At 64.9% G+C, this 11,698-nt stretch carries 12 protein-coding genes; 7 read left to right on the forward strand and 5 right to left on the reverse strand.

The genetic code is table 11. The features are described 5' to 3' along the window. Positions 1 to 310 precede the first annotated feature (310 nt). Complete coding sequence (locus tag M1P90_RS22565; RefSeq protein ID WP_483697668.1) at positions 311 to 1,222, forward strand: sirohydrochlorin chelatase; 912 nt, start codon at positions 311 to 313, stop codon at positions 1,220 to 1,222. Between the two features lie 141 nt (positions 1,223 to 1,363). Here the strand turns inward: M1P90_RS22565 and M1P90_RS22570 are convergent, their stop codons facing one another. The 5 genes from M1P90_RS22570 to M1P90_RS22590 form a co-directional block, all read right to left on the reverse strand. Continuing rightward, on the reverse strand, positions 1,364 to 1,642 hold the full coding sequence (locus M1P90_RS22570) for a hypothetical protein (protein ID WP_483697670.1): 279 nt from the start codon (positions 1,640 to 1,642) through the stop codon (positions 1,364 to 1,366). 136 nt (positions 1,643 to 1,778) lie between these two features. Next, the gene (locus tag M1P90_RS22575) at positions 1,779 to 2,045 is read right to left on the reverse strand and encodes a DUF6510 family protein (RefSeq protein WP_483697671.1); all 267 of its coding nucleotides are present in this window, start codon (positions 2,043 to 2,045) and stop codon (positions 1,779 to 1,781) included. Continuing rightward, positions 2,042 to 2,800 carry a ferredoxin reductase gene (locus M1P90_RS22580; RefSeq protein WP_483697672.1) on the reverse strand — a complete coding sequence of 253 codons (759 nt, stop codon included), beginning with the start codon at positions 2,798 to 2,800 and terminating at the stop codon, positions 2,042 to 2,044. Before M1P90_RS22580 ends, M1P90_RS22575 begins: the two co-directional genes overlap by 4 nt. After that, positions 2,770 to 3,381, reverse strand: a complete 612-nt coding sequence (locus M1P90_RS22585; RefSeq protein WP_483697674.1) for a sulfite oxidase-like oxidoreductase — start codon at positions 3,379 to 3,381, stop codon at positions 2,770 to 2,772. The genes M1P90_RS22580 and M1P90_RS22585 overlap by 31 nt, the downstream gene beginning before the upstream one ends. A 32-nt stretch (positions 3,382 to 3,413) precedes the next feature. Continuing rightward, positions 3,414 to 3,860 carry a GNAT family N-acetyltransferase gene (locus M1P90_RS22590; protein WP_483697675.1) on the reverse strand — a complete coding sequence of 149 codons (447 nt, stop codon included), beginning with the start codon at positions 3,858 to 3,860 and terminating at the stop codon, positions 3,414 to 3,416. A 326-nt stretch (positions 3,861 to 4,186) separates the two neighbouring features. Between M1P90_RS22590 and M1P90_RS22595 the strand changes: the two genes are divergently transcribed. The 6 genes from M1P90_RS22595 to M1P90_RS22620 all read left to right on the forward strand — a co-directional run bounded on the left by M1P90_RS22595 (position 4,187) and on the right by M1P90_RS22620 (position 11,693). Then, entirely contained in the window at positions 4,187 to 4,408 is a 222-nt protein-coding gene (locus M1P90_RS22595; RefSeq protein ID WP_483697677.1) for a hypothetical protein, read from the forward strand. Positions 4,409 to 4,445: 37 nt separating this feature from the next. Continuing rightward, positions 4,446 to 6,347 carry a plastocyanin/azurin family copper-binding protein gene (locus M1P90_RS22600; protein ID WP_483697678.1) on the forward strand — a complete coding sequence of 634 codons (1,902 nt, stop codon included), beginning with the start codon at positions 4,446 to 4,448 and terminating at the stop codon, positions 6,345 to 6,347. A gap of 324 nt (positions 6,348 to 6,671) precedes the next feature. Next, the gene (locus tag M1P90_RS22605) at positions 6,672 to 7,496 is read left to right on the forward strand and encodes a hypothetical protein (RefSeq protein WP_483697679.1); all 825 of its coding nucleotides are present in this window, start codon (positions 6,672 to 6,674) and stop codon (positions 7,494 to 7,496) included. A 63-nt stretch (positions 7,497 to 7,559) separates the two neighbouring features. Continuing rightward, the gene (locus tag M1P90_RS22610; protein WP_483697680.1) at positions 7,560 to 9,671 is read left to right on the forward strand and encodes a cupredoxin domain-containing protein; all 2,112 of its coding nucleotides are present in this window, start codon (positions 7,560 to 7,562) and stop codon (positions 9,669 to 9,671) included. Positions 9,672 to 10,069: 398 nt separating this feature from the next. Then, on the forward strand, positions 10,070 to 10,465 hold the full coding sequence (locus M1P90_RS22615) for a response regulator (protein WP_483697681.1): 396 nt from the start codon (positions 10,070 to 10,072) through the stop codon (positions 10,463 to 10,465). Between the two features lie 292 nt (positions 10,466 to 10,757). After that, positions 10,758 to 11,693, forward strand: coding sequence for an alpha/beta hydrolase (locus M1P90_RS22620; RefSeq protein WP_483697682.1), 936 nt, complete (start codon positions 10,758 to 10,760; stop codon positions 11,691 to 11,693). Positions 11,694 to 11,698: the final 5 nt, after the last annotated feature.

The raw sequence follows: 11,698 nt of genomic DNA on the forward strand, positions 1-11,698 counted from the left end.
TATTGCTATACGCCCGTGCGGCTCTCAGCCCGTGCGGCTCTTGGTTCCGTGGTTCTGCGGTTCCGTGATTCTCGGCTCTTGGTTCTGCGGTTCCGTGGTTCTGCGGTTCCCGGTTCTCAGTCTACCAGCCAAAGCGGCGTGTTTCGGCCCGCTTTTCTGCGAGAGTGCCAAATATATTGCCCCAGTATTGCACATTCATTCGCCAGCCATTGCAAACCCCTGGCGCTGATGGTACAATCACAGCAATCCCCGCTTGTACGAGGACAGTACGCGTTCGGCGTTTGGCGCGCTGAACAGCAGATTGAAATATATGCAGCCGTCATCCGAACCTTTCCGCGCAAACGCGAGCGCCTACGCCGTGCGCACGCAAGAAGCCCGCGGTGTCATTCTGCTGGGGCATGGCAGCCTGCGCACCAATGGCGGCGCGGCCATGATCCGCCTGGCCGAGCGCGCCCAGGAATCCGGCGTTGCCCCGCTGGTCGAAGCGGCATTCCTCAACTACCGCCGGCCCAGCTTTCAGGAAGCGCTGGCGCGCTGCATCGCCGCCAATGTTACCGATATTGTGGTGCAGCCCTACTTCCTGGTGCCGGGCAAGTTCGTGCGCAGCGATGTCGCGCAGCTTGTGGCCGCCGAGCAGCTTGCGCACCCCGAGCTTACGCTGCGCGTGGCGCGGCCCTTTGGCGAGCATCCCGCCCTGGCGCGCCTGCTGCAAAAGCGCGCGCTCGAAGCCGATTACACCGCCGCGAACCCGAACATTGGCCTGCCCACCGCCCTGCGCCCGATCAACGAAGGCGCGAGCTGGCGGCCACTGTACCAGCAGCACCGCACGGGCATGCTGCTGATGGCGCACGGCAGCCCCGACGCCAGCGCCAACCAGCCCATCCACGCGCTTGTGCGCCAGCTGCGCGCGCAAACGCGCTATGCCGCCGTCAGCGATTGCTACCTCGACCTGAATGCGCCCACCATTGGCGCGGCAATCGACGCTATGCTGGCGCACGGCATCAGGCACATCGTTGCGCTGCCGTTCTTCCTGCACCTGGGCAATCATGTGCGCGAAGACCTGCCCGCGCAGATCGCGGCGGCGCGCACCCGCCACCCGCAGGCCAGCATCCTGCTTGCCGAGCACCTCGGCTACGACCGCCTGCTGGTGCCCGTCATCGCCGACCGCGTGGCCGAGGCGTTTCGCCCCGGCGCTGCGCTGCCCGCCAGCGACACGAACTAGCACAACACGACCGAAGTACGCCACTATTTTGCCACGAAGACTCAAAGGCACGAAGATAAAAGCTAAAGCTTTAAGTCTTCGTGCCTTTGACAAAATTTCGGCCTTGTTGCCCTAAGCCACGCCGAATATCACTCCGTCAAATCATCCCGCACTGCGGCCGCTCAGGAACCAGCCAGCCAGCAAGCCGCCCAGCAACCAGCCGCCGCCGAACCACAACCCCGCCGCGCTCACGGTGCCCAGCATCCCATAGTCGAGCATCACGCGCGCCAGGCCAGCCAGCAGCGCGGTGAGTGCCACGCTCTGCGCCACACGAGCAAAATAGCCTGGCGGCTGCTGCTGCCGCGCAGTGCCGCGCTGCGACCAGATCAGCACCGATGTTACCAGCGAGCCAAGCACCACCCCGAGAACCAATCCGGTCACATCCATTACTCTCTCCATTCGGCAGTATTACGCGCCGCCTCGCGGCACGCCCGGTGGCGGAAGCATACCACATACGGCACCGCGCTTCGTATGGCACAGGGCCTGCGCGGTCGCCTTCCCGGCAGCGAGATCTGCACTATTGGTACACAACCAGCCGCCCGGTTCCGCCAAAATCGAACCAGACGCGATCGGGCGACTGCGCCACACGCAGCAGCACATCGCCGCAGCCGGGGCAGCGCACCACCGTGCCCATGGCCGAGGCATAGACGGGAGTTTCGGCAACGACCCCATCGCGCCCGCAACCCGCGCAGGTGATCCGCGCCGCCGTCATATCAAAAGCAAACACCTGCCCCAGCAGGCCACCGGCCGCATTGCCGTCGAGGCGCTGTTCCTCAAGCGTCATAGCGTTCCTCCACTTGATCCAAATCGCTCGGTCTTCACGCGCTGCGGGTCGTGGCCCAGCGCCACCAGCGCCGCCGCCACCGTTTCCACCAGCGCGGTCGGGCCGCACACAAATGCCTGCGGCTGCTCCGCTGGCGGCCAGGCCACCTCCGCCAGCATAGCGCGGTCGATTCGGCGCGCGTAGCCATCCCAGCCCACCGGCTGGCGGCGCGTCAGCGTGTGAAACACTCGCAGCGCCGGGTCGGCAGCCGCCAGCTCAGCCAGCTCGCGCCGGTAGATGATCGCATCGTATTCGCGCGACGAGAGCAGCAAGCGCGCTGGAACATCACTTTTGCGCGCGGCGCGGTGGCGCAGCATTGCCATCAGCGGCACAATGCCCGAGCCGCCAGCCACCAGCAGCAGCGGGCCACCCTGCTCCACCTGCCACGTAAAATAGCCGCCAATCGGCCCGCGCAGCTCGAACTGATCGCCCGGCTGCACGCCATCGGTCAGGTAGGGCGAAACCTCGCCATCGTCAATCCGCTCGACCGTCAGCATGAGTCGCGGGTCTTCCGGCGCGGACGCGATCGAGTAGCTGCGCTCGGCCTGGTAGCCATCCTCAGCCGTCAGCCGAACGTCGACATGCTGCCCGGCGCGGTGCCCGGCCCAGCCTGGCAGTTCCAGCACCAGGCTTTTGGTGCGCGGCGTTTCTTCGATGATCTCGGCAACGCGCGCGATCTGCCAGGTTAATCGCCCTGGTAGCGCTGTTCTTTCCATGGATCACCATAATTGTGGTAGCCAAACGACTCCCAGAAACCCAGCTGATCGTCTTCGCTGATGCGCAAGCTGCGCACCCACTTGGCACTTTTCCAGAAATACAGGTGCGGCACCAGCAGGCGCAGCGGGCCGCCGTGTTCCAGCGGCAGCGGCGCGCCGTCGTAGGTATCGACCACCCAGGCTTTGCCGCCGGTCACATCGGCCAGCGGCAGGTTGGTTGCATAGCCGCCATCGCAGAAGGCCAGCAGGAACTGACCTCGCGGCTTTGCCAGGCCCAGCAGCAGATCGAGCGAAAAGCCCGACCACTTCGTATCGAACTTCGACCATTTGGTGACGCAGTGAATGTCGGTGCTGATTGGTTCGCGCGTCAACTGCTGGAGTTCGTCCCAGGTCCAGCGCTGCGGCGTTTCAACCGCGCCTTCCACGGTGAAATCCCATTTGGCTTTCGGCGTGTAGGGCGTGGGTCCAGCCGAAAGCACCGGGAAGCCATCGGTGAGATACTGGCCGGGCGGCAATCGCCCGCTGGCGGCCGGGTCGCACCGCCGGCCAAGAAAGCCGCGCGAGAAAAAACCTTTCGCCATTGTAGTTCCTTTCGGGCCAGCATTTACGCCAGCTACTCAAGCTTGAAGATAAACTCCTCACCGTCTTCGCCGCACAAGGCAAAGCCGCACTTCTCCAGCACGCGCCGCGAGCCGTGGTTGTGATTCACCACATGCGCGTAGATCGGGCGCGTTGCTACCTGCTCAAGAAACATTGCCAGCGCGCGCGTGGCAATGCCGCGCCCCCAGAACTCGCGCCCGATCCAGTAGCCCACATCGCGCTCGCCGTCCATCTCCCAGCTGCCAATATCGCCAGCCACCACCCCGTCGGCCACAATGGTTTTGATGATGTTCGAGGGGTTGGCGCTGATGCGGGTGTGGTGGGCCAAAAAGGTGTCGTAATCGCGCGACGGAAAGCCCGCCATCTCGGAGCCGGCTGGGTCGCTCTGGTTCGCGAACAGGGTGGGCAGATCGCTTTCGAGCCGGTCGCGCAGGTGCACGTCATGGATTTGCTCGGGCATGAGTTCTCGCTTTCTTGACGACCGACGACCGACGACCGGAATAAACCGCAAAGGACGCAAAGGACGCAAAGGGCTGCATGTTTGCACGTTGCAGGTTTGCAGATCATCGCCACTTGCCATCTGCCGACTGGCTAATGTTTGGTTCTCGGTTTTCTCCACGCAGCCCCTGCCTCCTGCCTCCTGCCTCCTGACTCCTGGCAATTATACACACCCCGCCCGCAAACAAAATGTCGTGCAGGTTTGGGCACGGCCGCCGCGCTCGATATCGGCACGACACCCCGCGCCTAGAATGCGCCTGTCGTCAGCGGGAGGGCTATGGAATGACTATGTCGAGCGATCCGGCCAGGCACGACGGCTCGTTCATTGTGCGAATCTGGTGGGAGCGCACCGATGACGATGCCAAAGGCGGCCACTGGCGGGGCTGGGTGCAGCACGTGCGCAATGGCACACAGATCTACTTCGCAAACCTGAACGACCTGAACGCCTTTATCGAGGCGGAAACCGGCATTCCACCGGCTGGAAATGCCGCGCCGCGCGGGCTTGGTTAGCGTAGCACACGCTTTTCTGCTGTGAAAGGACGTTGCCATGAATGGCAGGGGTTTCCTGGGAACAAACGCATCAGTCCTGGCCGACCTTTCGCTGGTGCTGGGGATTGTCGTTGCGCTGCTGCTGACTGTTGGCATGCTGCTGGCCGTCACCAAGCGCTACAACGCGCACCGCTGGGTGCAAACCGTCGCCGTCTCGATCAATGTCGTGCAGGTTCTCGCAATCATGGTCGCGTCGTTCTTCAAATCGGCCGCGCCGGGCATCCCGCAGAAGCTGAACGAGCCATTCTACAGCGCCGCGCTGATCCACGCCGCGCTCGGCTTTATCACGCTGATTTTCGGCACCTTTGTGATGCTGCGCGGCAACAAGCTGGTGCCGCAGGCGCTGCGCTTCAAGAACTACAAGTTATTCATGCGCACGGCCTACGCGCTCTACATCGCCGTGACGCTGCTGGGCGTGTGGGTCTATAGCGTGTGGTATGTGAACAACCCCGAGCCGGCGACCGCAGCCGGCGGCGAGGCCCAGCCCGTCGCGCAGAAAGCGGATGAGCTGACCGTGCCGATGCTGAACTTCGAGTTCAACCCGAAAGAAGTGATTGTGCCGGTGGGCACGACGGTGGTGTGGGTGAACCAGGATGGCGCGCCGCACACCGCCACCGCCGACGACGGCGCGCTGTTCAAGTCCGACCTGCTTTCAAAGGGGCAGAGCTTCAAGCACACCTTCGACAAGGCCGGCGAGTTCCCGTACTTCTGCGAACTGCACGGCAGCGCGGGCGGGCAAGACATGGCTGCCGTGATCAAGGTTGTGCCAGCCGATCAGGCGCCGCCGCTGGTGGCCGCCGTGCCGCAGGCCGCCGCGCCCACGCCGCAGCCCACGCCCAACCCGCTGCCGGTGAAATACTTCGGCCAGCCCAGTGGCACCGCAGCCTTCCGCGACGACAAGGGCCGCAGCGATCAGATCGCGGTCAGCCTGCGCGTCGACACGCCGCCAGCTTCCGGGCAGGCGCTGTTCGCCTTCCTGACGACGCTCGACGGCAGCGCGACCCAGCCGCTTGGCCCGCTGGCGATTGATGGCGGCGGCGGCGCGACGGGCACCTTTAACTCGCCCGACGGCAGCAACCTTGCGGCGCGCTTCAACCGCTTTGTAGTGAGCCAGGAGCCGGCAGGCAGCCAGCCCAGCCAGCCCAGCGGTCAGCCCGTCTTCGAGGGCGTGCTGCCCGGCCAGGCATCGCAGTTCCTCACGCAGCTGCTGGCGAACGGGCCGGGCCTGCCCACCGCGCAAGGCTACGTCACGGGCATTCGCCTGCAAACCGACGAGCTGGCGCGCCACGCGAAGTTCCTGGCCGACGCCAAAGCCGCAAACGACCTGGCCGGCGTCAAGCGCCATGCCGAGCATGTCTATAACCTGATCGCCGGCTCGCTCGACCCCAAGTTTGGTGACCTCGATGGCGACGGGCGCTCGCAGAACCCGGGCGATGGCTTTGGGCTGCTGCAGAACGGCGCACAGAATGGCTACCTGCGCGCAGCCGGCGACGCCGCCACCGCCGCGAAGGCCGCCCCCGACGCCAGCGACAGCGTCAAGGCGCACTCCGAGCATGTGCTGATCTGCACCGAGAACATGCAGGAATGGGCGGTCGAGGCGCGCGCGCTGGCGCTGCAGGTGGCGCAGGCCACCGACCTGGCCGCCACCGGCGATGCGATCACGCACCTGGGCCAGCTTAGCGAGTGGATCCAGCGCGGCGACGACGCCAATGGCGACGGCGAGATCGCGCCCGTTCCCGGCGAGGGCGGCGGCGTGGTGGCCTACGAGCACGCGCAGTTTATGGCCGGCTTTGGCCTGTTCCCGTTCAAGGCCGCCAGCGCGCCCGGCGAACCGCTGGCCTTCGCGGTCTTCGCGGTGCAGCCCGCCACCAGCGCAAGCGCGCACGAACACCACCATTAGGAGAGTTCGCGGGTTGCAGGTTTTCAGGTTGACAGGTTGTGCGACGAACGACTTCGTCCTGAGTAGCGGCGTCAGCCGCGTATCGAAGGGCGACGACCGAGAGAATCAACCACAAAGGACGCAATGGGCGCCGAAGAGTTGCGGGTTGGAAGGTTTCACGTTGCAGGTTGCGGGTTGTTGCCCAATCCCAAAACCCCAAACCCTAACCCCTCACGCGGTTCTCGTGTCTCGGTTCTGCGGTTTTTGGTTCTCGGTTCTCGGTTCTCAGTCTAACTTGCCAACTTTCAAACTTTCGAACCTGCAACCGATACAGAGGAGAAACCCATGCTTTCGCCAGGCACACAAAAACTCACGTATCTCACCGCCGGACTTTTTGCGCTCATGGGCGTTGCGCTGTTTGCCGCGCCCGGCTGGTCTTCCGCCAACGCCGCCTGGAAGATCACGCCCTTCGCCGCCATGACGCTGGGCGGCGCCTACCTCGGCGGCGGGGTGATGGCCCTTGAGGCGGCGCGCAACTGGAACTGGTCGGTCAACCACACGCCGCTGATCTTCACCTGGGCGTTCAGTGGGCTGGAAGCGGCGCTGCTGCTGCTGCACCGCCAGACGCTCAACTTCAACAGCGGCTTCGGCATCGCCTACACCATTGCGCTAGGCATCAGCGCCGTGGCGACGCTGGCGAGCCTGGCCGACTGGGCGCGCACCCGGCCGCGCATCACACCGGCCGGCGAACCTGCCCCGCGCTGGGCGCGCATGCTGGCCGCCACCTTTACGCTTGTAATCGCTGCGTTCGCACTGCTGCTGACCGTTGGCGTGGCGCGCGGCGGCACGATCTGGCCGGGCGAAATGACGCTGCTGACAGCGCGCACGTTTGGCGTGTTTCTGCTGGCGCTGGCGCTCAGCCTGGCCCCGCTGGTGTTTTCGCGCAGCATGGCCCCGGTGGTGTCCGAAATGCGCCCCGGCATCGTGATGGCGGTGCTGATCGCGCTGGCGGCAATCGTATTCATTGGCGATTTCAATTTTGCCGCCCAGCCGCTTGGGCTCGTCTATATCGGCGGCTGCGTGGCGGCAATTGCTGGCGCGGCCGCACTGCTGGCCTTTGATCGCACGCACCGCCTGCAAACGCAGACGCACGCCAGCCGCAGCGCATAACGCGCCATCGCTGAAACTTGGAAACAAGGCATAGTATCGATGTCCCGTGAAAGGAGCAAACTCTTGAAATTCCGCATTGTAATCGCAAGCGCGCTACTCGCGCTCGTGCTGGCCGCCTGTGGTGGCGGCGCGCCGGCCCCCGCCGAGGCCCCCACCGCCGCGCCTGCCGCCGCCCAGCCCACCGCCGCCTTCGAGCCGGCCCAGGACGCCGAGCCAACCGTTGGCGCGCTGCCCACCGCCGCGCCCGCTGCCGAGGCACCCACCGCCGCGCCCGCCGCCCCGGCTGCCGCTGGCAGTGGCGCGCTGGCCTGGCGCGACCAGGTGCTGCGCAACGACCAGGTGCTGGTGTCGATCACCGGCCTGCAAGCCCCGCCTTCCGGGCAGGTCTATGCCGCGTGGCTCGGTGGCGCGAGCGCCAGCCTGCCGCTCGGCAAGCTCAGCCTGGGCAGCGACCCCGCAACCCTGACCTTTGTGTCGCCCACTAACGACAACCTGCTTGGCGCGTTCAATCAGGTCTACGTCACGCAATCCAGCGAGGCCGACGCACAGACCAACAACCAGAATGTCGTGCTGGCTGGCGCGCTGCCGGAAAAGGCGCTGGTACACATCCGCCACGTCCTCTTCAGCATTGGCAACACCCCGAACAAGATCGGCTTTGCGCTTGGGCTGCGCCAGGAAGCCGACGAGCTGCAGCGCCACGCCCAATTCCTGAACGACGCGCTTCAGGCCGGCGACTTTCGCCTGGTGAAAGTGCACGCCGAGCATATTGCGAACATCATCGACGGCTCGGGCGCGCAGGACCTGAACGGCGACGGCAAGGTGCAAAACCCCGGCGACGGCTTTGGGCTGCTTGAAAACGGCACGCAGCAGGGCTACATCCAGGGCATGATCGACCATGCCAAGCTCGCCGCCGACGCGCCCGACGCCACCGACGCGATCAAGCTTCACGCCGGGCACGTTCAGATCGCTGGCGAAAACACGCGCCTGCGCATCCAGGACATTCACGACCGCGCGCTGAAAATTGCCGCCGCCGCCGGCATTGCCGACACCCAGCAGGATGTGCTGAGCATTGTGGCGCTGGCGCAGCAAGCCATCCAGGGCGTCGACACTAACCTCGACGAGCAGATCGGCCCGATCCCCGGCGAGGGCGGTGTGCTTACCGCCTACCAGCACGCCCAGCTTATGGCTGGCATTGCGCTTGCCCCAGGCCAGCCCGCCGCCGCGCCTGCCGCCGCCGAGGCCCCCGCCGCCGCTGCCGCGCAGACGGTCAACGTCGATATTGTGGACAACAAGTTCGAGCCGAACAAAGTGACCGTGCCGGTGGGCGCGACCGTGGTGTGGACCTACAAAGGCCAGAAGCCGCACACCGTCACCGCCGACGACGGCTCGTTCAGCAGTGGCCAGCTTGGCGCGGGCGGCAGCTTCAAGCAAACCTTTGACAAGGCGGGCACCTTCCCTTACTTCTGCGAGTTCCACGGCGGCAAGGGCAGCGAAGGCATGGCCGGCAGCATCGTCGTCGCCGATCAGTCGGCCGCGCAGGCACCGCCCGCCGCAGCTGCCGCACCCACCGCCGCCGCGCAAGCGCCCGCGCCCGCCCCGGCGGCTGGCAATGCCGAAGTGGCAATTGGCGACAACACCTTCACGCCTAAAGAGCTGAGCGTGGCGGTTGGCACCACGGTGGTGTGGAACCACGCCGGCCAGCGCAAGCACACCGTCACCGCCGACGACAACTCATTCAACAGTGGCACGCTTGAGGCGGGTGGCAGCTTCAAGCAGACCTTCGACAAGCCCGGCACCTTCGCCTACTTCTGCGAGTTCCACGGCGGCGCGGGCGGTGGCGGCATGGCCGGCGTGATCAAAGTGGGCGATGGTGGCGGAGCCGCCCAGCCCGCCGCGCAGGCACCCGCGCCGCAAACGGTTGGCGTATCGATGAAGGATTTTGAGTTCGGGCCGGTTGAGATCAAAGTCAAGGTGGGCGACACAATCGCCTGGAAGAACGATGGCGCCAAGCCGCACTCGGCCACCGCCAGCGACGCCTCGTTCGACACGGCGATCTTCCAGCCGGGCGACACAAAAAGCGTGACCTTCAGCAAGGCCGGCACCTTTAAGTACTACTGCCAGCTCCACGGCACGCCCGACGGCAATGGCATGGTGGGAGCTGTGATCGTCGAGTAATACCAATTTCGGCTAATTGCTTACAAAATTGGGATTTCGGGGGTGGCTTGGCCGCCCCCGAATTTTCTTTTTCTGGTGCTGCACCCGGCAAAGCCAGGTGCAGCACCAGAAAAAGTGATCAAACGGAGTTGATATAAGAATGACAATACGTTCACATTTGTTCATCTTCGCGCACTTGCCTCGGAGCCGATTAGAATGCGTTTGGCGTGGATGCCACGCGCCTGCAGGGCGCAGTTGGGCAGTGGCAATTGCGTACGCGATGGTGTAGTATACGGGGCGATTGCAAAAAACATAGCAGCAGGCCGTGAAACCATAGCGTGCGCCCGTTCGTCTCAACAGCAAAGGCCGCTACCGGGCCCACAATGATGCGCGCCGCACGCGCCTTAACGAGGTGAAGAATGCTTGCGGAACAGTATCGAGTCCTGATAATCGACGACGATGCAAACCTGCGAACGCTGCTCAAGCTCTTGTTCGAGCACGAAGGATATGAAGTCCTGCTTGCGCCCGACGGCGAGGTTGGTGTGATGCTCGCCGAGGGTGGCCGCCCCGACGTTATTCTGCTCGACGTGGCAATGCCCCACCGCAGCGGCCTGGATGTCTACCTCGACCTGCAAAACAACCCGCTGACCTCGGGCATGCCGGTGCTGGTGTGTTCGGCTGCGCTCACCCGCGACGAGGAGCGGCGCTGGTACCACCTGCCAAACGTGCTGCAGGTCATCTCGAAGCCATTCGATATCAACGCCCTGATCGTGCAGATCAAGCAGATCTGCCAGCAGCGCGCGCTCGCTGCATAACAACCGCCCACAGCGAATCGCACAAGGCCCGCTGGCGTCATTGCCAACGGGCTTTGCTGTGCTTGGTGCAGGCAGTCACGCCGTTGTGGCTGGCCGCGTTGGCCGCAAGCGATAGGGTTGCGACGCGGGAAAGGAGATGCCATTCACTGTAGCGCCGCAAGATAAGCGCGAAATGAGCAAAGCGTAAAGTATGGCTAAGAAAAGTTCTCAAGCAATCATTACACATAGCTCATTTTCTTTTTAGCTTCGCGATCTAGCATTATGGCGATAGTTTTGTGTGCGGCAGTATTGTATGCGCAGCGCGATCATCACAATCTTTTTCTGCACCACAATCGCCGGCTGCGCGCCCAGCGCACGTGTTGCGCCAACAAGCGCGCCCGCCACACAACGCCCAACGAACACCGCCAGCGCCACACCAGCACCCGCGCCTACCAGCACGCCAAGCGCCACACCCACACCCGCACCAACCGCGATACCGACGGCCACGCCAATGCCCACGCCCACCAGCACGCCCGGCCCCACCGCCTGCGGCGAGCAGCACGGCGCGGTCGCGCGCATGCACGCCTTCAGCAGCGCCCTGGGCCGCGACGAGCGCTGGCGCGTGTATACGCCGCCCTGCTATGCGCAACAGCTCAACCGGCGCTACCCGGTGCTCTACCTGCTGCACGGCGGCGAGCACAACGACGAGCATTGGGACGACATTGGCGTCGACACGGCCGCCGACGCGCTGATCGCCAGCGGCGACATCCCGCCCCTGCTGATCGTGCTGCCCGACGGCGGCCAGGATTTCGGCCCGCTCGGCGGCAACCCACCGCCCTTCGCGCAGTTCATGCAAAGCACGCTCATCCCGCAGATCGACCGCGACGAGCGCACGATTGCCGACCGCGATCATCGCCGCCTGGGCGGCATTTCCTATGGCGCGGCCTGGGCGCTGCTGCTGGCGGCGCGCTTCCCCGAGCTGTGGAGCGCGGTCGGCGCGCACAGCCCGGCAATCGGCTCGTTCAACGGCATCTATCCCGACGCGGCGGCGCTGGCGCGCGGCCATGTGCGCGCCTACCTCGACGTCGGCGACCACGACGGCCTGCGCAAGCCCACCGAAACTTTCGCCAGCCAGCTTCAGCAGGCCGGCGCCGACTACGAGCTGCACATCTTCCCTGGCCGCCACACCGACGCCTACTGGCGCGCGCACCTGGCCGATTATCTGCACTTCTACACTGCTGGATGGTGAGAAGA

This window comes from Kouleothrix sp. 19917, assembly GCF_057073505.1.

Coding starts and splice junctions, on each gene's coding strand:
- M1P90_RS22565 (WP_483697668.1), top strand. CDS start 311: ATGCAGCCGTCATCCGAACCTTTCCGCGCAAACGCGAGCGCCTACGCC.
- M1P90_RS22575 (WP_483697671.1), bottom strand. CDS start 2,045: ATGACGCTTGAGGAACAGCGCCTCGACGGCAATGCGGCCGGTGGCCTG.
- M1P90_RS22580 (WP_483697672.1), bottom strand. CDS start 2,800: ATGGAAAGAACAGCGCTACCAGGGCGATTAACCTGGCAGATCGCGCGC.
- M1P90_RS22585 (WP_483697674.1), bottom strand. CDS start 3,381: ATGGCGAAAGGTTTTTTCTCGCGCGGCTTTCTTGGCCGGCGGTGCGAC.
- M1P90_RS22590 (WP_483697675.1), bottom strand. CDS start 3,860: ATGCCCGAGCAAATCCATGACGTGCACCTGCGCGACCGGCTCGAAAGC.
- M1P90_RS22595 (WP_483697677.1), top strand. CDS start 4,187: ATGTCGAGCGATCCGGCCAGGCACGACGGCTCGTTCATTGTGCGAATC.
- M1P90_RS22600 (WP_483697678.1), top strand. CDS start 4,446: ATGAATGGCAGGGGTTTCCTGGGAACAAACGCATCAGTCCTGGCCGAC.
- M1P90_RS22605 (WP_483697679.1), top strand. CDS start 6,672: ATGCTTTCGCCAGGCACACAAAAACTCACGTATCTCACCGCCGGACTT.
- M1P90_RS22615 (WP_483697681.1), top strand. CDS start 10,070: ATGCTTGCGGAACAGTATCGAGTCCTGATAATCGACGACGATGCAAAC.
- M1P90_RS22620 (WP_483697682.1), top strand. CDS start 10,758: ATGCGCAGCGCGATCATCACAATCTTTTTCTGCACCACAATCGCCGGC.